This window comes from Methylobacterium sp. TK31 (genome assembly GCF_055361545.1).
In genome coordinates, this window is sequence record NZ_CM143964.1 from 1,073,682 (window position 1) to 1,094,708 (window position 21,027).

Annotated in this window: 18 protein-coding genes; 11 read left to right on the forward strand and 7 right to left on the reverse strand. The window is 70.7% G+C overall.

Annotated elements, in window-relative coordinates; all coding sequences use genetic code 11:
• Positions 1 to 134 precede the first annotated feature (134 nt).
• Genes ACXJY8_RS04865 through ACXJY8_RS04880 form a run of 4 tightly spaced genes read left to right on the forward strand, consistent with a single transcriptional unit; the run spans position 135 to position 4,100 of the window.
• Positions 135 to 1,088, forward strand: a complete 954-nt coding sequence (locus ACXJY8_RS04865) for an ABC transporter permease (protein ID WP_463776748.1) — start codon at positions 135 to 137, stop codon at positions 1,086 to 1,088.
• Positions 1,088 to 2,017, forward strand: a complete 930-nt coding sequence (locus ACXJY8_RS04870) for an ABC transporter permease (protein ID WP_463776750.1) — start codon at positions 1,088 to 1,090, stop codon at positions 2,015 to 2,017. Before ACXJY8_RS04865 ends, ACXJY8_RS04870 begins: the two co-directional genes overlap by 1 nt.
• A complete protein-coding gene (locus tag ACXJY8_RS04875) occupies positions 2,014 to 3,075 on the forward strand; it encodes an ABC transporter ATP-binding protein (protein ID WP_463776755.1) in 1,062 nt (353 codons plus the stop codon). The genes ACXJY8_RS04870 and ACXJY8_RS04875 overlap by 4 nt, the downstream gene beginning before the upstream one ends.
• Positions 3,072 to 4,100, forward strand: a complete 1,029-nt coding sequence (locus ACXJY8_RS04880; protein ID WP_463776758.1) for an ABC transporter ATP-binding protein — start codon at positions 3,072 to 3,074, stop codon at positions 4,098 to 4,100. The genes ACXJY8_RS04875 and ACXJY8_RS04880 overlap by 4 nt, the downstream gene beginning before the upstream one ends.
• Before the next feature lie 341 nt (positions 4,101 to 4,441).
• Here ACXJY8_RS04880 and ACXJY8_RS04885 read toward each other — a convergent pair whose 3' ends face one another.
• From ACXJY8_RS04885 to ACXJY8_RS04900, 4 genes are all read right to left on the reverse strand, one after another.
• Complete coding sequence (locus tag ACXJY8_RS04885; RefSeq protein ID WP_463780363.1) at positions 4,442 to 5,335, reverse strand: ABC transporter permease; 894 nt, start codon at positions 5,333 to 5,335, stop codon at positions 4,442 to 4,444.
• The gene (locus ACXJY8_RS04890; RefSeq protein ID WP_463776762.1) at positions 5,335 to 6,282 is read right to left on the reverse strand and encodes an ABC transporter permease; all 948 of its coding nucleotides are present in this window, start codon (positions 6,280 to 6,282) and stop codon (positions 5,335 to 5,337) included. The genes ACXJY8_RS04885 and ACXJY8_RS04890 overlap by 1 nt, the downstream gene beginning before the upstream one ends.
• Before the next feature lie 169 nt (positions 6,283 to 6,451).
• Entirely contained in the window at positions 6,452 to 7,726 is a 1,275-nt protein-coding gene (locus ACXJY8_RS04895; protein WP_463776767.1) for an ABC transporter substrate-binding protein, read from the reverse strand.
• Between the two features lie 29 nt (positions 7,727 to 7,755).
• Positions 7,756 to 8,748: an ABC transporter ATP-binding protein gene (locus ACXJY8_RS04900; protein WP_463776771.1), complete on the reverse strand. Its 993-nt coding sequence runs from the start codon at positions 8,746 to 8,748 to the stop codon at positions 7,756 to 7,758.
• A gap of 115 nt (positions 8,749 to 8,863) precedes the next feature.
• Between ACXJY8_RS04900 and ACXJY8_RS04905 the strand changes: the two genes are divergently transcribed.
• The 7 genes from ACXJY8_RS04905 to ACXJY8_RS04935 all read left to right on the forward strand — a co-directional run bounded on the left by ACXJY8_RS04905 (position 8,864) and on the right by ACXJY8_RS04935 (position 16,183).
• Positions 8,864 to 9,451, forward strand: a complete 588-nt coding sequence (locus tag ACXJY8_RS04905; protein WP_463776774.1) for an amidase family protein — start codon at positions 8,864 to 8,866, stop codon at positions 9,449 to 9,451.
• A gap of 435 nt (positions 9,452 to 9,886) precedes the next feature.
• Positions 9,887 to 10,639 carry a DeoR/GlpR family DNA-binding transcription regulator gene (locus tag ACXJY8_RS04910; protein ID WP_463776777.1) on the forward strand — a complete coding sequence of 251 codons (753 nt, stop codon included), beginning with the start codon at positions 9,887 to 9,889 and terminating at the stop codon, positions 10,637 to 10,639.
• 512 nt (positions 10,640 to 11,151) lie between these two features.
• Positions 11,152 to 11,895 (forward strand): M20/M25/M40 family metallo-hydrolase, encoded by a 744-nt coding sequence (locus ACXJY8_RS04915; RefSeq protein WP_463776780.1) that lies wholly within the window; start codon positions 11,152 to 11,154, stop codon positions 11,893 to 11,895.
• A complete protein-coding gene (locus tag ACXJY8_RS04920; protein WP_463776783.1) occupies positions 11,892 to 12,854 on the forward strand; it encodes a phosphotransferase family protein in 963 nt (320 codons plus the stop codon). Before ACXJY8_RS04915 ends, ACXJY8_RS04920 begins: the two co-directional genes overlap by 4 nt.
• A gap of 25 nt (positions 12,855 to 12,879) precedes the next feature.
• On the forward strand, positions 12,880 to 13,818 hold the full coding sequence (locus ACXJY8_RS04925) for a phosphotransferase (RefSeq protein WP_463776786.1): 939 nt from the start codon (positions 12,880 to 12,882) through the stop codon (positions 13,816 to 13,818).
• Between the two features lie 48 nt (positions 13,819 to 13,866).
• A complete protein-coding gene (locus tag ACXJY8_RS04930) occupies positions 13,867 to 14,298 on the forward strand; it encodes an inositol monophosphatase family protein (protein ID WP_463776790.1) in 432 nt (143 codons plus the stop codon).
• A 208-nt stretch (positions 14,299 to 14,506) separates the two neighbouring features.
• Positions 14,507 to 16,183, forward strand: coding sequence for a methyl-accepting chemotaxis protein (locus ACXJY8_RS04935; protein WP_463776794.1), 1,677 nt, complete (start codon positions 14,507 to 14,509; stop codon positions 16,181 to 16,183).
• 93 nt (positions 16,184 to 16,276) lie between these two features.
• Here the strand turns inward: ACXJY8_RS04935 and ACXJY8_RS04940 are convergent, their stop codons facing one another.
• The 3 genes from ACXJY8_RS04940 to ACXJY8_RS04950 all read right to left on the reverse strand — a co-directional run bounded on the left by ACXJY8_RS04940 (position 16,277) and on the right by ACXJY8_RS04950 (position 20,835).
• Positions 16,277 to 19,222: a PAS domain-containing hybrid sensor histidine kinase/response regulator gene (locus tag ACXJY8_RS04940; RefSeq protein WP_463776798.1), complete on the reverse strand. Its 2,946-nt coding sequence runs from the start codon at positions 19,220 to 19,222 to the stop codon at positions 16,277 to 16,279.
• 184 nt (positions 19,223 to 19,406) lie between these two features.
• Complete coding sequence (locus ACXJY8_RS04945) at positions 19,407 to 20,459, reverse strand: aliphatic amidase (RefSeq protein WP_463776802.1); 1,053 nt, start codon at positions 20,457 to 20,459, stop codon at positions 19,407 to 19,409.
• Between the two features lie 64 nt (positions 20,460 to 20,523).
• On the reverse strand, positions 20,524 to 20,835 hold the full coding sequence (locus ACXJY8_RS04950) for an FmdB family zinc ribbon protein (RefSeq protein WP_463776806.1): 312 nt from the start codon (positions 20,833 to 20,835) through the stop codon (positions 20,524 to 20,526).
• Positions 20,836 to 21,027: the final 192 nt, after the last annotated feature.

A 21,027-nucleotide genomic window follows, 5' to 3' on the forward strand; every position in this document is an offset into this window, starting at 1 on the left:
CTCTCCGGACATGGACTACACCTCACCCCATCCCTCTCCTTTCAGGAGAGGGAGCCCCGTGGTGCTTCGTGCTCACGATCGAAGACCTCGGCCGCATGGTCGCCGGGTGACGATGCGTTCCGAGGCTTCGCATCATGCTGAAGTTCATCCTCCAGCGCCTGCTGACCGTCACGCCGGTGGCCCTCGGCGTGAGCGTCGTCTGCTTCATGCTGGTCCACCTCGCCCCCGGCGATCCCCTGAGCGCCGTGCTCCCGGTGGACGCCACGCAGGAGACCATCGACGCCATGCGGGCGGCCTACGGCTACGACAAGCCGCTGCCGGTGCAGTACGTGATCTGGCTCTGGCACGTGCTCCAGGGCGATCTCGGCATCTCCATCGCCACGGGCCGCCCCGTGGTGCAGGAGGTCGGCCGGGCCGTGGTCAACAGCCTGATCCTCGCCTTCGTGGCGACGCTGATCGGCTTCACCTTCGGCTGCCTGTTCGGCTTCGTGGCCGGCTACTTCCGCAACTCGATCCTGGACCGGCTCGCCTCGGCGGTCTCGGTCTTCGGCGTGAGCGTGCCGCATTACTGGCTCGGCATGGTGCTGGTCATCGTGTTCTCGGCCCAGCTCGGCTGGCTGCCGCCCACCGGTGCCGGGCCGGACGGCTCGGGCAACTGGCGGCCCGATCTCGATCACCTGCGCTACATCATCCTGCCCGCCCTCACGATGTCGGTGATCCCCATGGGGGTCATCGCCCGCACCATCCGGGCGCTGGTGGGCGACATCCTCGCCCAGGATTTCGTGGGCGCGCTGCGGGCCAAGGGCCTGAGCGAGTTCGGCGTGTTCAAGCACGTGGTGAAGAACGCCGCTCCCACGGCGCTGGCCATCATGGGTCTGCAGCTCGGCTACCTGCTCGGCGGCTCGATCCTGATCGAGACGGTGTTCGCCTGGCCCGGTACCGGCTTCCTCCTCAACGCCGCGATCTTCCAGCGCGACCTGCCCCTGCTCCAGGGCTCGATCCTCGTCCTGGCGATGTTCTTCGTCGCCCTGAACCTCATCGTCGACGTCGTGCAGACGGCGCTCGACCCGCGCATCGAGAGGGGCTGATGGCACTCGCGACACAGGCCGCCGCGCCGGTCCTCGACATCGCCGGCGGGGCCGCCCCCGCACCGGCGGCGCCCGACGCCTTCGTACCCTCGCGGGGGTTCTGGGGGCAGGTCGGCCACAAGCTCCTGCGCGATCCCGTGGCGATGGCTGCCGCCTGCGTCATCCTGGCGATCGTGGCGGTGGCGCTGCTCTCGCCCTGGATCACCCCGATGGACCCCTATCGCGGCTCGATGCTGCGGCGCCTGAAGCCCATCGGCGACGCGACCTACATCCTGGGGTCCGACGAACTCGGCCGCGACATGCTCAGCCGCCTGATGATGGGCGGGCGCCTGTCCCTGTTCATCGGCGTCACGCCGGTCATCCTCGCCTTCGTGATCGGGTCCGGCATCGGCATCCTGGCCGGCTACGTCGGCGGCTGGGTCAACACCGTGCTGATGCGCACGGTGGACGTGTTCTTCGCCTTCCCCTCGGTCCTGCTCGCCATCGCGCTCTCCGGCGCCCTGGGGGCGGGCATCTTCAACTCGATCGTGTCGCTGACCTGCGTGTTCGTGCCCCAGATCGCCCGCGTGGCCGAGAGCGTGACCACCCAGATCCGCGCCCGGGACTACGTCGACGCGGCCCGCCTCTCCGGCGCCTCGACCCTGACGATCCTGCGGGTGCAGGTGCTCGGCAACGTGCTCGGGCCGATCTTCGTCTACGCCACCAGCCTCATCAGCGTATCGATGATCCTGGCCTCCGGCCTGTCCTTCCTGGGCCTCGGCGTGAAGCCGCCGGAGCCCGAATGGGGCCTGATGCTGAACACCCTGCGCACGGCGATCTACGTGAACCCGATGGTCGCGGCCCTGCCGGGGCTTGCCATCTTCATCGTCTCGATCTCGTTCAACCTGTTCTCCGACGGCCTGCGATCCGCCATGGAGGTGAAGGCATGAGCACGCCCATCGGCCTCGCCACCGTCCCGATCGCCCGCGACCGGGGCGGCCCGGCCCAGCCCCTCCTTATCGTCGACGGTCTCGTGAAGCACTTTCCCGTCAAGAAGGGGTTCGGCGGCACGAAGGCGGTCGTGCGCGCCGTGGACGGCGTCGACTTCGAGATCCTGAAGGGCGAGACCCTCGGGGTCGTCGGCGAATCGGGCTGCGGCAAGTCCACCACCGCCCGGCTGATCATGGGCCTGATCCAGCACGATTCCGGTGACCTGCTGTTCGACGGCGAGCGCATCGGCGGCCGGGCGCTGCCCCTGCGTGACTTCCGGGCCCAGGCCCAGATGGTGTTCCAGGACAGCTACTCCTCCCTCAATCCGCGCATGACCATCGAGGGCTCCATCGCCTTCGGACCCCAGGTGCACGGGGTTCCGAAGCGCCAGGCCATCGAGCGCGCCCGCTCCCTGCTCGCCCGGGTCGGGCTGGAGCCGGCGCGCTTCGCCGCGCGCTACCCGCACGAGCTGTCCGGGGGCCAGCGCCAGCGGGTGAACATCGCCCGGGCGCTCGCGCTGGAACCCCGCCTCGTGGTGCTCGACGAGGCGGTCTCGGCCCTCGACAAGTCGGTCGAGGCACAGGTGCTGAACCTGCTGATGGACCTCAAGCAGGAGTTCAACCTTACCTACCTGTTCATCAGCCACGACCTCAACGTGGTGCGCTTCATCTGCGACCGGGTGGCGGTGATGTATCTCGGCCAGGTGGTCGAGATCGGCCCGGCGGATACGGTGCTGGCGGCGCCGGCGCACCCCTATACCGCGGCGCTCCTGTCCTCGATGCCCTCGATGGACCCGGATGCGCGGACGCAGGTGGCGCCGCTCGCCGGCGATCCGCCGAACCCGATCAACCCGCCCGAGGGCTGCCGCTTCCATCCCCGCTGCACCCTCGTCGAAGAGGTCTGCCGGGGTACGGTCCCGCCGCTGGACGCCCTCGACCCGCACCACCGCGTCGCCTGCCTCGCCCGCCAGCCGGGCTCGGGCCATTCCCTGTCGCCCAGCCTGACGGTGGCCGCATGAGCGCGTCCGCATCCGAGCCGGCCGTCGCGATCCGCGGCCTGACGGTGGTCTTCGGCGGCGTGGTCGAGGCCGTGGATGGGGTCGACCTGACCCTGGAGCGCGGCCACGCCGTGGCGCTGATCGGCGAGTCCGGCTCCGGCAAGAGCGTCACCCTGCGGGCGATCATGCGGCTGAACCCGGAGCGAAAAACCCGGATCGGCGGCACGATCCGGGTCGGCGGCGCGGACGTGATGGCGATGTCGCCCAAGGCCCTGCGGGCCCTGCGCGGCCGGGCCGTGGCGATGATCTTCCAGGAACCGCTGCTCGCCCTCGATCCCGTCTATACGGTGGGCCGGCAGATCACCGAGGCGATCCGCCAGCATGAGCGGATCAGCGCCACGGCGGCCCGCCAGCGCGCCCTGGCCCTGTTCGAGCGCGTCCGCATCCCGAGCCCGGAGCGGCGCCTCGACGCCTATCCGCACGAGATGTCGGGGGGCATGCGCCAGCGCGCGATGATCGCGCTGGCGCTCGCCTGCCGGCCGCAGGTGCTGCTCGCCGACGAGCCGACCACGGCGCTGGACGCCACGGTGCAGATCCAGATCCTGCTGCTGCTGCGCGAATTGCAGGCGGAACTCGGCCTCTCGACGCTCTTCGTCACCCACGACCTCGGCGCCACCGTGGAGGTCGCCGACCGGATCGCGGTGATGTATGCCGGCCGCATCGTCGAGGAGGGCTCCGCCCGCGACGTGGTGCTGAATCCGCACCACCCCTACACGATCGGCCTCCTGCGCAGCCGCGCCGACGGGGCGCTCGCCAAGGGCACCCGCCTGAAGACGATTCCCGGCAGCCCGCCCGACCTCGCCAACCGCCCGCCGGGCTGCCCCTTCGCCCCCCGCTGCTTCCTCGCCGAGGAGCGCTGCCGGGTCGAGGCGCCCGCTTATGTCGATGTGCAGCCCGGCCACCGGGCCGCCTGCTGGCGCACGGAGGCGGCCCACGCGGCGTTCCAGACGGACAAGGCGGCAGTGCTGGCGGACGCGGTGGCGTGAGAACGGAAGCTCTCTTCGCAGGGCGGCAGGGCGATCGCATATGGCAACACAACGTCATTCCGGGTCGCCGTAGGCGAGCCCGGAATCCAGAGCCGCCAACAGTGGACAACCTTGCACCACCTGCGTTTCTGGATCCCGGGCTCCGCTGCGCGGCCCCGGGATGACGTTGTGCTGACAGAGGCATTACGACCGGCAATCCGCCAAATGCGATAGCCCTGAGATGGCAAGGAGGGTGGTCGCGGAGCGGCCAGGAGGGGGCGGACGATCCGGATCACACGCACCCCTCATCCGCCCCGCCGACGCGGGCCACCGTCTCCCGCGAAGGGGAGAAGGATGGGGACTCACCCCAGCCGCAAGCCCGCCTTCGCCTTCCGCTTCTGGAGATACAGGCTCGCCCCGAGCGCCAGCCCGATCACCGCGAGGGACAGGCCGGTGGTGAGGGTGCCGAGCGCGTAGATCTCCGGCGTCGTGACGGTGGTGGTCAGGCCCTGCAACTCCAGCGGCAGGGTGTTGCGACCACCGATGGCCTGGCTCGTTCGCGCGAGTTCGTCGAAGGACAGGGTGAAGCCGAACAGCGCGACGCCGACCAGCGAGGGGCCGAGGATCGGCACCACCACGTGCCGCAGCGTCTGGGGCCCCGTGGCGCCGAGATCGCGGGCCGCCTCCTCGTAGGCCGGGTCGAACCGGTTGAAGACCGCGAACATGATGAGGAGGCCGAAGGGCAGGGTCCAGGTCAGGTGCGCGCCGAGCGCCGAGGTGTAGAGCCCCATCAGGGTCCCGTGCTCCTGGAGCCAGCCCCAGCCGGTCTCGGCCGCGGCCCATTTCACCGCCTCGTCGAGCAGCCGGAATTCCAGCCCGATCCCGAGCGAGACCACGATGGAGGGCACGATCAGGCTCGCGACCGCGATGGTGAACAGCGCGCCCTCGCCACGGAAGCGCTTGCGGAAGGCCAACCCTGCGAAGAACGCCACGACGACGGTGAGCAGCATCACCACGAGGCCGAGACGCAGGGAGCGCCACAACGCGCCCCAGATGTCGACGATGCCGAGACCCGCCCAGAGCTTGCCGAACCAATGCGTCGAGATCCCATTCATCGGAAACGTCAGCCCGCCCTGCGGACCCTGGAAACTCAGCACCAGGATCGTGAGCGTCGGCCCGTACAGGAAGGCGACGAACAGGGCGAAGAACGCCGCCAGGGCGTAGAAGGCCGGGGAGCGGGGGCGGTCGCTCACGATCAGAGTTCCTTGCGCAGGTCGATGAGACGGGTCATGGCCACGATCATCAGCATCACGGCACCCAGCAGCACCACCGCGTTGGCGGCCGCCGCCGGCAGTTGCAGGGCCGACATCTGGACCTGGATGACCTTGCCGACCGAGGCGATCTGCTGGCCGCCCATGACGCCGACGGTGACGAAGTCGCCCATCACGAGGGTGATCACGAAGATCGACCCGATGGCGATGCCGGGCTTGGCCAGGGGCACCACCACGTTCCAGAGCGTCTGCCAGCCGGTGGCGCCGGAATCATAGGCCGCCTCGATCAGCGAGCGGTCGATGCGCGCCATGCTGTTGAAGATCGGCACGATCATGAAGACCGTGTTCAGGTGCACGAAGGCGAGGACCACGGAGAAGTCGGAGTAGAGCAGGCCCTCGATCGGCGACTTGATCAGCCCCATCCCCATCAGCGTGTCGTTGACGAGGCCGTTGCGGCCGAGCAGCGGGATCCAGGAGATCATCCGGATCACGTTCGAGGTCCAGAACGGAATCGTGCAGACGAGGAACAGCGCCATCTGCATGGTCCGCGAGCGGACATGGAAGGCGACGAAGTAGGCCACCGTGAAGCCGATCACGAGGGTGCAGGCCCAGGTCAGCGCGCAGAATTTCAGGGTGGAGAGGTAAGTCCGCACGGTCGTGCAGGCATCCGCCGTGTTGAGGCAGCCGTCGAACACGTCGATGTAGTTCTGCACCGTGAAGGACGGGATGATCTCGTACTCGTTGTATTCCCAGAAGCTGACGATCAGGGTCAGCGCCAGCGGCACCACGAAGAACACCAGGAACACGAGCGCCATCGGTGCGGCCTGGACATAGGCCAGCGCCTGGCGCCGCCGGGTCTTGGCCGTGAGGCTGGTGGCGGAGGCTGCAGCGGCCGGGCTTTTCGCGATCGCGGGGAGGGCGATGTCGGTCATGGCTCAACCCTCGTGAGACTCTGATCCCTCCCCCCTCGGCGGGGGAGGGTGCCTGCGGAGCAGGCGGGAGAGGGGAGCGACCTCCTCGGATAGCGCGCCCCCCTCTCCCGACCCGCTTCGCGGGCCACCCGCTCCCGCAGGGGGGAGAGGGCAAGGTCGCACGCCCCGCTCACGCGGCGATGAACTCGTTCCACTTGCGGACCATGTAGGTGTTCTCGTCCATCACGGCGTTCCAGCAGGCGACGCTGCCCATGCGGGTCTCGAAGGAGCCGCCGTCGCGGGTGGCGCCGGCCTTTTCCAGCACGCTGCCGTCCGGCCCCTTGATGTCCTTCTCGGCGGGCTTGCCCTCCATCCAGTAGGCCCACTCGTAGGGCTCCATGTGCGCCTTGGCCGTCTCCAGCACGGCGGAGTAATAGCCCTGCCGATTGAGGTAGGCGCCGGCCCAGCCGGAGAGGAACCAGTTGATGAAGTCGTAGGCCGCGTCGAGCTTGCGGCCCGTCAGGGTCTTGGGCAGGCCGAAGCCGGTGGCCCAGGCGCGGTAGCCTTCCTTGAGCGGCTGGTAGGTGCAGGCCACGCCCTGGCTGCGGACCTTGGTGACGGCGGGCGACCACATCGACTGGATCACGGTCTCGCCGGACGCCATCAGGTTCACGGATTCGTTGAAGTCCTGCCAGAAGGCGCGGAACTGGCCGGCGCGCTTGGCCTCGATCAGCAGCTTGATGGTGCGATCGATCTCGGCCTTCGTCATGTTGCCCTTGTCGGGATAGGTGTAGTCGCCCGTGGCCTCGATCACCATGGCGGCATCCATGATGCCGATGGAGGGAATGTTGAGGATCGAGGCCTTGCCCTTGAATTCGGGGTTCAGGAGCTCCTTCCAGCTCGCGATCGGGCGCTTGATCAGGTCCGGGCGGATGCCGAGCGTGTCGGCGTTGTAGGTGGTGGGGATCAGGGTGATCCACTCGGTGGGCGAGCCGGCGAAGGTCTTCGCGTTCTGGCCCTCGAGGTAGAACACCTTCTTGGGTGCCGTGCCCTGGTCGCCGATCTTCTTTCCCCCAACCTCGCCCTTGGTGAAGACCGGGGTGATGTTGTCGGCCTGCTTGATCCGGCGGGCATCCATGCCCTGGATGTTGCCCGAGGGGATGAGCTTCTTGAGGCTGAAGAACTCGGTGTCGAGGAGGTCGAAGGAGTTCGGCTGCGTCACCACGCGCTTCGTCACCTCGTCGGTGACGACGGGAATGTACTCGATGGTGATCCCGAGATCCTCCTTCACCTTGCGGGCGATGTCGCCGGACTGGTTCACGGCGGTACCGAGGTAGCGCAGGGTCACGGGCTCGGCGGCGATCACGTTGGGAAAGCCGGTGATCGGACCGGCGCCGAGGGCCAGTCCGGTGGCACCCGCGCCCTGGAGCAGGGTGCGGCGGCTCAGCTTGATCGGAGTCGTCATGCGGGTTCCTCTACGCGGTAAAAAACGGATCAGGCGCTCAGGCGGTGGGCGGCGTCGGCGTCCCAGCCCAGCGGAACGGTCTGGCCCAGCGCCAGGGGATGGCCCGCATAGGCGCGGTCGTCGATCACGGCCGTGAGCGCGGTGACGGGGTCTCCGCCGAGACCGTCCGCCTCGAAGCCCACATGCACGCTGGTGCCCTGGTACTCCACCGAGACGACGCGGGCCGGCACCGCCTCCGGACCGGCCTGCGGGCCGAGGCGCATCCGGTCGGCACGCACCGCCACCTCGGTCGCATCGGGAAGGCGGATGATGTTGTGGCCGCCGATGAAGCGGGCGACGAAGGCGGTGGCCGGGCGCTCGAACACGTCCCGCGGGGTGGCCGCCTGCTCGATGCGCCCCCCGTTCATCACCACCACGAGGTCGGAGAGCGCCATCGCCTCCTCCTGGCTGTGGGTGACGTGGATGAAGGTGATGCCGAGCTCGGCCTGGAGCCGTTTCAGCTCGGTCCGCATCCGGACCCGCAGGAACGGATCGAGGGCCGAGAGCGGTTCGTCGAGGAGCAGGACCTTGGGTCCGGTGACCAGCGCGCGGGCGAGCGCCACGCGTTGTTGCTGGCCACCGGAGAGCTGCGCCGGCAAGCGCTCCGCCAGATGGGCCATCTGCACGAGGTCGAGCATCGCCAGCGCCTTGGCGCGGCGCTCGGCCTTCGCGATGCCTCGCATCTTCAGGCTGAAGGCGACGTTGTCGCGGCAATTCAAGTGGGGAAACAGGGCGTAGCTCTGGAACATCATCGCCGTGCCGCGCTCGGCCGGGGTGGCATCGCCCACGGCATGCGGGCCGATGACCACGTCGCCGCCCGACACCGTCTCGTGCCCGCCGATCATCCGCAGGGTCGTGGTCTTGCCGCAGCCTGAGGGGCCGAGCAGGCAGCAATAGGCGCCCGAGCGGACCTTCAGGTCGATACCGTCCACGGCGGTCGTATTGCCGTAGCGCTTGGTCAGGCGGATCAGCTCGACGTCCATGCGTTGTCTCCCCACCCAATCCCCAGCAAGGGACGGGCCAGACGATACCCGATTCGCATCCGAGAGCGCCCTCGGCCCCCGGGGGCGATCCGGCGCCGTGTGCCGGATCGCTCCGGTGTTGAATCGCTCAGACCGGCCGCGTCGGTGTCACCGTCCGGTCGCGGATCCGGCCCCGCCCCGGGATGCCCTCATCATCAGGAATCCGGACGCCCTGGCCGATGCCCGCGCCATCGATGCCCGGCATGCGGCCGGTGAGGCACTGGGACCGCTCGCCGGCGTGCCCGTGGTGATCAAGGACCCGATGGACATGGCCGGCCTGCCGACCACGGCGGGCTGGCACTTCCTCAGCGCCCGGCCCGGCGGCGTCGACGTCGTGCCCGAGATCGACTCGCCCGTCGTCGCCCGGATGCGGGCCGCCGGCTGCGTCATGCTCGGCAAGACCAACGTGCCCCTGGTCTTCCCGCAGATGCGCGACGAACTTCCGCCCCTGCACGGCGGCCGGGCGATCAACGAGACCACGGTCTGCGAGATCAACATCGCGGGCCTGCCCGGCGTCACCGTGCCGGCCGGGTTCTACGCCTCGGGGGCGCCGTTCAACCTGATCTTCGTCGGCCGGATGTGGAGCGAGGCCGACCTCCTCGGCTTCGCCGACGCCTACGAGCAGGCGACCCATCACCGCCGGGCCCCGAACCTCGGCGGCTGAGGGTCCGGCAGGGTGATCCGCGCCGGGCATCGCCGCGCGGCAGATCACGCCGGAGGCAGGTGCCTCGACATCGGACAGACAAATCACAAATCCCACAAACGCCAAGGATCGAGATTGACGTCCATCCACGATCACGCCCCAGCCCCCGTGGGAATGGCGACCGGATGGACCGCCTAGGCGATGCCACGGCGCCGGAGATCGGCGGTTCGATGGCACCGCGGAGCGGGGCGGCGGCCTGGGGAAGCGTGCCCGAGCGTGTGGGTTCTGCCCGAGCAGTCATACCCGCCGAGAGTGTTGCGCCGGGACCCATGAATGATTGCAGTTGCATTACAACGCAAACGAGCATGGGATACCGTTTCCCGCGTCCGCATTCCTGTGCGACCGCGACCTCGGATCATCGTTATCATCGGGTGAACGGTAGGACGGCCATCGAGCATGCTGACGGATCATCGCCATCAGGAAATCCTGTCCCGCCTCCATGGGACGGGCCGGGTCGGCGTCGCGGATGTGGCCCTCTTCCTGAAGGTCTCGGAGGAGACCATCCGGCGCGATCTGAAGGTGCTCGAGGAACGCGGCCTGCTCCGGCGCATCCACGGCGGCGCGGTGCCGCCCCGCCTCGACCAGGAGCGTCCGCTGCAGGAGCGCGGCAAGCTCAACACGCGCGAGAAGGGGCGGGTGGCGGTTCTGGCCGAAGCCCTAGTGCTCGACGGCATGTCGATCTTCATCGACACCGGCACCACCACGCTTGCGCTGGCGCGGCGGCTGACCGGGCGCAACCTCACGATTACCACCAACTCCGTGGATGTGGCGCTGCATCTCGGAGGCGGCCCAGCCCGGGTCAACCTGACGCCCGGCACCCTGCGGAGCAACGACAACGCGCTCGTCGGCTACGAGACCGTGGCCTATGCCCAGCGCTACTTCTTCGACATCGCCTTCATGGGGATCGCCGCCTGCGATCTCGAGCATGGCTGGATGGATTACGAGGAGCACGAGTCGGTCCTGCGCCGGACGCTGAGGGGGCAGTCGCGCCGGTCGGTCCTGCTCGCCGATTCGCGCAAGTTCGGGCGACAGGCCAATCTCTGCACCTTCGGCCTCGGCGAGAAGCTGAGCATCGTCACGGACAGGCCGCCGCCGGAGGCGTTCCAGGACGCGTTCGCCCGGCATGAGATCGAGACCATCCATACCTGATATGCAGGCGAGGCCCGCGCGCTCGAGGACCTGCTCGCCCGGTTCTCCGCCTGCGGTGCCACCCCGGGCGGCGGGGTGACCCGCCTCTGCGCCAGCCCCGAGGACGGCGCCGCCCGCGCCGTGTTCGCGGACGCGGTCCGGTCGGCCGGCGGCACCCTGCGGGTCGATGCGGTAGGCAACCAGTTCGGCCTGTTTTCGCTGTCGGATCAAGGCGATGCGCCCCTCGTGATGATGGGCTCGCACCTCGACAGCCAGAGCCGCGCCGGCCGCCTGGACGGTACCTACGGCGTCGCCGCGGCCCTGCGGGTGGGTGCCGGATTGATGACGGCCCGGCGCGCGGGCGCCCCCTTCACCGCCGATTTCTGCGCCGTGAACTGGACCAACGAGGAGGGGGCCCGCTTCCGTCCGAGCCTCCTCGGCAGCGGCACCTATCTCGGCCGGCACACGGTGGCGGAGGCGCTGGCCTGCCGCGACGACGACGGCATCAGCCTGGGGACGGCGCGGGCGGGGCGGTGCCGCCGCCGCGCCCGGCCTGCTACCTCGAGATCCACGTGGAGCAGGGCACCGTGCTGGAGGAGGCGGGGCGGACCATCGGCATCGTCACCCGCAACTGGGGGACGACCAAGATCGAGGCGGTCTTCACCGGGGTCCAGGCCCATACCGGGCCGGGCCGGATGGAGCGCCGGCGCGATGCGCTGCTCGCGGCCGCCTATGCCATCGCGGACGTCCGGGCGCTGGCGGAGGCGTGGCCCGGCCGTCTGTATACCGCGGTGGGTCGCGTCCAGGTCGCGCCCAATTCCGCCAACGTGGTCGCCGCGCGCGTCGAAATCTCGGTGGAGTTGCGGTCCGCCGACGACGCGATCCTGGCGAAGGCCGGGGAGCGGGCCGACCGGCTCCTGCGCGAGGCCGCCGGCCGGGCCGGCACCGGGCTGACGATCGCCGGCCGGAGCGAGCGCCCGATCCGGGAATTGCCGGAGGCGGTCTGCGAGCTCGTCGCGGCCTGCGCCGCGGCGCGAGGGCTCGGGACCCTGCGGATGGACACGGTGGCGGGACACGACGCGCTGAGCTTCCTCGGGATCTGCCCGACCGGGCTCGTCTTCGTGCCGAGCATCGACGGCATCGCCCACAACGAGGCCGAGGCCACCGACCCGGCCGACCTCGCCGCCGGCCTCGCCCTGATGCGGGAGGCGGCCGAGCGGCTGTGCCGCCACGGCGGCGACCCGGTGCGGGCCGCGCGATCGGAGCCGACAGGATGACGCCTCCCGAACCGGATTTCGCCGAGCGGATCGGCGCTGCGCTGGCGCGGGTCCCGGGCTGGAGCGGCGGGGCTTCGCGGATCGCCCTGGCGGCGGCGCCCGTCGCCTCGCCGACCCACCGGGCGGTGGCCTCGGACTGCGCCCGGGTCTGGCGCGACGGAGCCGATCCGGTCTTCGTCAAGGTCCGCCACGCCGACATGGACGCCGATATCGGGCCCGGCCTGGCGGAGGCGACGGGCCGGGCCGGGGCGCTCGGCCTGGGGCCGGCGCTGCTGGCGCAGGCCGAGGGCGTGCTGGTCCTGGCCGACCTGCCCGAGCCCTGGCGCTACGCCCGGGTCGGCGACCTGCAGGATTCCGGCACGATGGCGCAGGTCCTCGACGCCCTGCGCCGGCTGCACGGGGCGGATCGCCTGGGCCGGGAGTTCTGTCCGTTCGGGCGGATCGCCGCCCTGGCGGCCGAGGCCCGGGCCTGCGCTGCGCCCCTGCCCGACGATCTCGACGCCCTCCTGGCGAATGCCGCCCTGATCCGGGAGGCGATCGCGGCGGCGGGCTTCGACCGCCGGTTCAGCCGCAACGACGGCACCGCCTCGAACCTCATGCTGCGGTTCGACGGCGAAAGCCTCGCCCCGGACTGCGTCCGGCTCGTGGATTTCGACCTCGCGGGCGACTTCGACCCCTGGTTCGAGGTCGGCGCGCTCCTCAACGAGGCCTACGCCTTCGAGCCCGAGCGCCGCCAGGCCATCGAGATCTATGCCGGGCGCTGCACCGAGGCGCTGCTCCACCGCTGCCGCCTCTACGGGGCGGTGGACGACCTGATGTGGGGCCTGTGGGGGGTCACCCGGGCGGTCACGTCGCGCCGGCCCGGCATCGAGTTCTTCAAGTACGGCCAGTGGCGGCTGCTGCACGCGCGCACCACGATGGCGGCGCGCGACTTCGAGCTCTGGCTGCGCCGGCTGTGACGGACCGGGCGGCGGGGAGGACGCGATGAGCTGGACACGGATGGGCGAGGGGCGGAGCGCCGCCGAGCAGGCGCTCGAGGCGATCCTCGCCCGGGTGCCGCGCTGGGCGGGCGTGCCCCTGCGCTACCGCGCCGTCTCGGGCGGCCTCAGCAACACCAACTGGCGGGTCCAGGCGGGGGAGGGCACGGACGTCTTCCTGAAGGTGCCGGGGCGCGGCACGGAGATGTTCATCGCCCGGGCGGCGGCCCACGAGGCGAGCCGACGGGCGGAGGCCTGCGGCTTCGGGGTTGCGGTACTCGACTACCTGCCCGAGGACGGCGTCGAGATCTTCGCCTTCCTGGAGGACTTCCGGGCCTCCTCGAACCTCGATTTCCTGCGCCCCGCGGTGCGCCGCAACGCGGTGCGGGCCCTGCGCGCCTTCAACGACGCGCCGGCCCTCACCCTGACCAAGACGATCTTCGACATGATCGAGGAGCATGTCGGGCAGGTCGCGGCGGTCGGCGGCCGGGTGCCGCAGGATTCGGCCTTCCTGATGCGGCGCCACGGGCAGGCCAAGGCGGCCCTGTGCGCTTCGGGCCTCGACCTCGTGCCCTGCATGAACGACACCCTGGCGGGCAACTTCATGCTCGACGGGCAGGACCGGGTCCGCCTCGTCGACTTCGAGTACGCCTCCAACAACGAGCGCGCCTACGAACTCGCCCTGTGGTTCGACGAGATGGCCTTCCCGGCCGATGTCGAGCGCGAGATGATCGAGGCCTATTGGGGCCGCTGGACCCCGCAGATCCACGCCCGCACCGAGGTGCTGAAGGCGCTGGGCGACCTCAAATGGGCCACCTGGGCGATGATCCAGGAGCGCGTCTCGACCCTCGACTTCGACTATTACAAGTACGGGACCTGGAAGCTCGCGCGGGCCCGGACCCTGTTCCACCATCCCGATTGGCCGCGCTGGCTGCGGCTGCTGTGACCACCGCCCGCCCGCGCCCGCATTCCCCCCTCGACCGAGGCCGCTCCCATGTTCTCGACCCGCGCCGCGCCGGCGGGCTTCGACGCAACGCCCGACGGGCTGATGGCCTTCGCCCACCACCTCGCCAATAGCGGGCGCATCCTGGCGCAGGCCCGCCTGCTCGCCACCTCGCCCGACCTGTTCCGGGGCGCCGACGCCGAGGCCTTCGCGGCCTTGAGCGCCGCCGTGGGCCTGCGCCGCTTCGGCGGCGACTGCTCCGCCTACGGCCTCCTCGCCTCGGGCCATTGCGACCTCGTGGTGGAGGCCGGCCTCGAGGTCTACGACGTGATGGCCCTCGTGCCCGAGGTGGAGGGCGCCGGGGGCGTGATGACCGACTGGGCCGGGCGCCCCCTGACCCCGGATTTCGACGGCCGCGTCGTCGCCGCCGCCAACCCGGAGCTGCACGCGGCGGCCTTGCGGCGCCTGACGGGGCAGCGCTGAAACGCCGTCCGATGCGCCCTGGACCGAACGCCCGACCATCCGGTACGGACCAGTCCGGCGCCGACGCTCCGATCGGCCCAAGACTTGTTCAATTCACCGACCCAACACCCAACTGTATTGAAGAATATCTCCATTTTCGATCTTCAGATAAATTTAGTGAAATTGGTTCATCAATCGGCATAGACTGACCTCTTGCCGGAATGATCCAATGCGCCTCACGATCAAGACAATCCTGATCGGCCTTTTCAGCTTCTTCGTCGCGATCTCCGCGACACAGGGCGTGGTCACGCTGTTGAAGATCAAAGATATGGGCGCCGCCACCGAAATCCTGGTCACCAATTCCATGCCGTCGATCGATCAGGCCCACCGGATCAACCGTCTGGTCCTCCGGGTCAGAACCGCCCAGCTGCGCTTCCTGACGGCCCCCGACAGCGCCACCGAGCAGACCGACCTCCAGCTGGCGCAGGAGCTGGTCCAGGAGCGCGCCAAGGCGGTCGAGGACTACAAGCCGCTGATCAGCGGCGCGGTGGAGAAGGCCGCCTATGACGACCTGGTCGCCAAGATGGCGATCCTTTTGGCCGACTGGAAGAAACTCCGCGCCCTGAAGATCAGCGACCGGGACGGGGTGCTGACCTTCTTCCGCGAGGGCAACCACGCCAATTACCGGGCGGTCGCCGAGGCGGCCGGCCGCCTCGTGGACATCAACGTGGCGGCCGGCAATGCCGCCGGCGCGGATGTCCGCCGCCAGCAGGCGGATGCGACCCAGGTCTCGGTCGTGATGCTCGTCGTCGGCATCGTCGCGGCCGTCTCGGCCATGCTCTTCTCCTTCTTCGGCATCGCCCGGCCGATCGAGCGCATGACCCAGGCGATGGGCCGCATCTCGGGCGGAGACACGCAGACCGCCGTCCCGTCGCGGGGCCGGCACGACGAGCTCGGCGCGATGGCCGAGGCCGTGGAGGTCTTCCGGACGAACCTGATCCACACCCGCACCCTCGAGCAGGAGACCGTGGCGGCCCGCGCGAGCGCCGAGGAGCAGCGCAAGGCGGGCATGCGCCGGATGGCCCAGGATTTCGAGCAGGCCGTCGGCGGGATCATCGGCATGGTCTCCTCCTCGGCCACCGAGCTGCAGGCGACCGCCCAGACCATGACGGCGACGGCGACGCAGACCGCCTCGCAATCCACCAGCGTGGCGGCCGCCGCCGAGGAGGCCGCGGTCAACGTCAACACGGTGGCGGCGGCGGCCGAGGAGCTCGGCTCGTCGGTCCAGGAGATCGGACGCCAGGTCACGAACTCGGCCTCGCTGGCGCAGGCCGCGGTCTCGGAGGCCGATGCGACGGCCGGCCTCGTCCAGGAGCTCAGCGGTGCGGTGAGCCGGATCGGCGACGTGGTGAGCCTGATCTCGACGATCGCCAGCCAGACCAACCTGCTGGCGCTCAACGCCACCATCGAGGCGGCCCGCGCCGGCGAGGCCGGCCGCGGCTTCGCGGTGGTGGCCGCCGAGGTCAAGGAACTCGCCAACCAGACCGCCCGGGCCACCGGGGAGATCTCCCAGCAGATCGGCCACATCCAGGGTGCCACCGGGCAGGCGGTCTCGGCGATCGGCTCGATCACCGCGCGCATCCGCGACATCAACAGCGTGGCGGCGGCGATCTCGGCCTCCGTCGAGCAGCAGAGCGCGGCCACCCAGGAGATCGTGCGCAACGTCGCCCAGGCCTCGGCGGGCACCACCGAGGTCACCAGCAACATCACGGGCGTGGCGAGCGCGGCCGAGGAGACCGGCGCGGCCGCCGGACAGGTGCTCGGCGCCGCCGGGGAACTGTCCCGCCAGTCGGAGCACCTGAGCACGGAGGTGCATCGCTTCCTCGCGACGGTGCGGGCCGCCTGAGGGCGCCCGCTCCGCCAGGGCGCGCCGCGACGGGTCCGGGCGCCGCGCGGGCCCGCCCGATACCGGTGCCGGCACGCGCGACCGGCGCCCGTCTCAGTCGCCGCCCTCGATCAGGCCCCGGATGCGGGTGGCCAGGGCTTCGAGGGCGAAGGGCTTGACCAGCACCTGCATGCCGGGGGCGAGGTGGCCGTGGTTGAGGGCGGCGTTCTCGGCGTAGCCGGTGATGAAGAGCACCTTCAGGCCGGGCCGCGAGACCAGGGCCGCCTCCGCCATCTGCCGGCCGTTCATGCCCCCGGGCAGGCCGACATCGGTGACGAGGAGGTCGATGCGCACGTCCGATTGCAGCACCTTCAGGCCCGAGGCGCCGTCGGCCGCCTCGATGGCGGCGTAGCCGAGATCCTCCAGCACCTCGGTGACCAGCATCCGCACGGTGGGCTCGTCGTCCACCACCAGCACGGTCTCGCCGAGCTTGGCCCGGGCCGCCTCGGACAGGTCCGGCACCGTCTCAGCCCCCTCCGCCTCGCCGAGATGGCGCGGCAGGTAAAGGCACACCATCGTGCCCGCGCCGGGCTCGGAATAGATCCGCACCTGGCCGCCCGACTGCTTGGCGAAGCCGTAGATCATCGACAGGCCGAGGCCGGTGCCCTCGCCCAGCGGCTTCGTAGTGAAGAACGGGTCGAAGGCCTTGGCGGCGACGTCGGGCGTCATGCCGGTGCCGTTGTCCGAGACGCAGAGGGAGACGTACTGGCCCGGATCGAGGTCGCGCTCGCGGGCGCCGCGCGGGTCGAGCCAGCGGTTGCCGGTCTCGACCACGATGCGCCCGCCCTTCGGCATGGCGTCGCGGGCGTTGATGCAGAGGTTGAGGAGGGCGTTCTCCAGCTGGCTCGGGTCGACCAGGGTCGGCCACAGGCCGGCGGCCCCCACCACCTCCACCGACACCGCAGGGCCGACCGTGCGGCGCACCAGCTCCTCCATGCCCTCGACGAGGCGGTTCACGTCGGTGGGCTTCGGGGCCAGGGTCTGCCGGCGTGAGAAGGCGAGGAGCCGGTGCGTCAGGGCCGCGGCCCGGCGCGCGGCCCCCTGCGCCGCGCCGATGTAGCGCTCCAGGTCGCCGACCCTTCCCTGGAGCATGCGGGTCTGCATCAGCTCGAGGGAGCCGACGATGCCCGCGAGCATGTTGTTGAAGTCGTGGGCGAGCCCGCCGGTGAGCTGGCCCACCGCCTCCATCTTCTGGCTCTGGCGCAGGGCCTCCTCGGCCCGCATCAGCTCGGCCGTGCGCTCGGCGACGCGCTGCTCCAGCGTCTCGTTGAGGCTGCGCAGCTGCTCGGTGACTCGCGCGCGCTCCGCCTCACCGGCACGGCGCTCCTCCATGTCGATGAGCACGCCGGGAAACCGCAGGGGCGTGCCGTCCGGGCCGTGCTCGACCCGGCCATTGGCCTCGAGCCAGTAGTAGCGCCCGTCGGCGCGGCGGGTCCGGTACTGGTGCGCGTAGGGGCCGCCCTGGGCGATGGCGGCCTCGATCGCCGCGGCGAGGCCGGCGCGGTCGTCCGGATGCACGGTCTCGACCACCTGGGCGAGGCTCAGGCCCTCGCGGCCCGCGGCGGGGTCGAGGCCGAAGCTGCGGGCGAAGGCCTCGTCGACGCTGAAGCGGTCGGTGGGCAGGTCCCAGAGCCAGGTGCCGATGATGGCGCCGGCCGCCAGGGCGAGCTGCACCCGCTCGATGTTCTCCCGGGCCAGGGCCTCGCTGGCGCGCAGGGCGTCCTCCGCCCGGCGGCGGTCCGAGATGTCCCGGAACAGCACCGAGACCTGGCGCCGGCTCGCCGGTTCGATCCGGGCGGCGGAGACCTCGATGTACCGCCCGGCCAGCGGGAAGGCCCGCTCGAACCGGATCGCTTTGCCGGTGCGCAGGACGCCGCCGTAGAGTTCGAGCCAGCCCTCGGCCTCGGCCGGCGCGAGGTCGCGCAGGGTGCGGCCGACGATGTCGGGGATGCCGGTGTGGCGCTCGTAGCCGGCATTGGCCTCGACATGGACGTAGTCGCTCGCGGGGCCGTGCGGTCCGTCGAAGAATTCGATGATGCAGAAGCCGTCGTCGACCGCCTCGAACAGGGCGCGGTAGCGCGCCTCGCTGGTGGCCAGCGCGTCGCGGGCGGAGCGCTGCTCGGTGACGTCGCGGGCGACGCCCGAGAACCGCAGCGGCCGCCCGGCGGCGTCGCGCTCGATCTCGCCCCGGCGGGCGATCCAGCGGAGCGCGCCGGTGTCGGGCCGGCGGATGCGGTACTCCACGTCCCGCGGCGGCTCGCCCAGCCGGCGGCTCTCCGCCGTGGAGACGAGGTGCGCATCGTCCGGGATGATCAGGCGCTCGAAGGCCACGGCCGGGTAGCTCGCGGCCTCGGGCAGGCCGTAGAGCCGGCAGAATTCCGGGGTCGGGTGCAGGAGGCCGTCGTCGATGCCCACCGAGAACACGCCGATGCCGCCCGCCTCCTGGGCCCGGCGCAGGCGCATCTCCGCATCCTGCAGGGCGTCGCCGGCCCGGTGCTCGGCGGTGCGGTCGGCGACGACCTTGACGTAGCCGATGTGATGGCCGTCCGCGTCCCGCAGGGGCATCATCTCGCCGGAGGCCCAGAACCGGGAGCCGTCCGCGCGCAGGTGCCAGCGCTCGTCGTCGGCCCGGCCCTGCTCCAGGGCGCAGCGCATCTCGATCCCGGGCCGGTCGATGGCGCGGTCCTCGGGGACGAACAGCTCGGCGATGCTGCGCCCGCGGATGTCGGCGGCGCTCCAGCCGAAGATGCGCGCCGCCCCGGTGTTCCAGTCGGACACCACCCCGTCGCGGTCCGTGCCCACGATGGCGAAGCGGGTGGTGCTGTCGAGGATCGCCTGCCGGTGGGGCACCGGGTCGGCCCGCCGCCCGCCCTCGGCCTGGCCCTGGCCCTGGCCCTCGGACACCGCGCCGGCCCGGCGGGCCTCGGCCCGCAGGCGCGCGGCCTCGCGCTCCAGGTCCTCGGCGCGGCGCAGGCGCGCGTCGGTCTCGGGCTGTCTCATGCCGGGACGTCCCTCCTTCCGGGATTCGCTCAAGGGCGCGCGCGGGCCTCGCATGGGCGGTAGAGGGGCCGCCCGCCCGGGTCAAACGGCAATGCGGCGCCGCCGCCGGAACGACGCGGGCCGGCCCCGCGGCGGCGGGACCGGCCCTGGCATCCGGATCGGGCGAGACGCGTGCGCTCGGCGCTCAGCGCGGGTCGGGCGGGCCCTCGCCCTTGCCCACGAAGGGGATGCCCTCGATCGGGCATTCCTCGGTGCCGACGCTCTGGCGGGTGATGGCCCGCACGGCGTCGCGGGTCCCGTCGGGGTCCTCGATCCAGCGGCGGTAGAAGTCGTAGGGGCATTCCGACAGGCCGTGCCGGTTCTCCTTCGAGGCGATCATGCCGGTATAGCCGCGGTGGAGCAGCTTGAAGAGGTGGTTCTCGGACTGCCCGTGGGCGCGCGCGTCGCGGATCAGGAACTTCGACAGGGCGGCGTACTGGATGCCCATCGCCTCCTCGCCGCACTCGCCGAGCGTGCGGCCGTCGAAGCCGATCACCGCCGAATGGCCGAAATAGCTGTAGACCCCGTCGAAGCCGGCGGCGTTGGCCACCGCCACGTAGGTGTTGTTGGCGAACGCCATCGCCTTCGACATCAGCACCTGCTGCTCCTTGGCCGGATACATGTAGCCCTGGCAGCGGATGATGAGCTCGGCGCCCCGCATGGCGCAGTCGCGCCAGATCTCGGGATAGTTGCCGTCGTCGCAGATGATGAGGCTGATCTTCAGGCCCTTGGGCCCGTCGGAGACGTAGGTCCGGTCGCCCGGATACCAGCCCTCGATCGGGGTCCAGGGCATGATCTTGCGGTATTTCTGCACGATCTCGCCCTGGTCGTTCATCAGGATGAGGGTGTTGTAGGGCGCCTTGTTCGGATGCTCCTCGTGGCGCTCGCCGGTCAGCGAGAACACGCCCCAGACCTTGGCCTTGCGGCAGGCGGCGGCGAAGATGTCGGTCTCCGGCCCCGGGATCGTGGTGGCGGTCTCGTACATCTCGGCCGCGTCGTACATGATCCCGTGGGTCGAGTATTCGGGGAAGATCACCAGGTCCATGCCGGGCAGGCCGGACTTCATGCCGACCACCATGTCGGCGATCTTGCCCGCGTTCTCCAGCACCTCGGCCCGGGTGTGCAGGCGGGGCATCGTGTAGTTCACGACGGCGACGCCGACGCTGTCCTGGCTCGACGAAATGTCTCCGTGCATCATGGCGTGATCCTCCTGGGGTTTCGAACCCGTCCTCCGGTGCGCAGGCGGGCCGTTCGGGCTCGGCTCAGTGGCTGATCATCCAGGGCCGGGCGTTGGGGAAGCTCTTGGCGGCGGCGGGCTGTTTCGCGGTCTTGCCGCAGCAGCCGCAGCCGGGGCCGTGACCGGAGGCCTTGCGGGGGGCGTGGCGGCTGCGCTCGTTGGTGGCGTGCGCCTTGCGCAGGCCGGCATCCATGGAGGCGAGGTTCGGCGCGGTGAGGAAGGCCCGGCCGCAGGCGGTGCCGCAATCCGGGCAATCGTGCGGATCGCGGAACTCGGCCATCGGGCGCAGCACCGTGAACGGGCCGCAGGCATCGCAACTGTAATCGTAGACGGGCATCGGGGCCTCTCGGTGATGTCTGCGTGAGGGAACGCGGCGAGCGTCGTGCGACTCACGAATCCGGACGTTCGCGCGTTCGCGTGCGACCCGCCGCGTCATCCCGGGCTCCGCCGCGCGGCCCCGGGACGAGAGGTTGCGACGGGCGACGTCCCGGCTCGCGAACCGGCAACTGCGATCCCCCTGCCGGGGGGA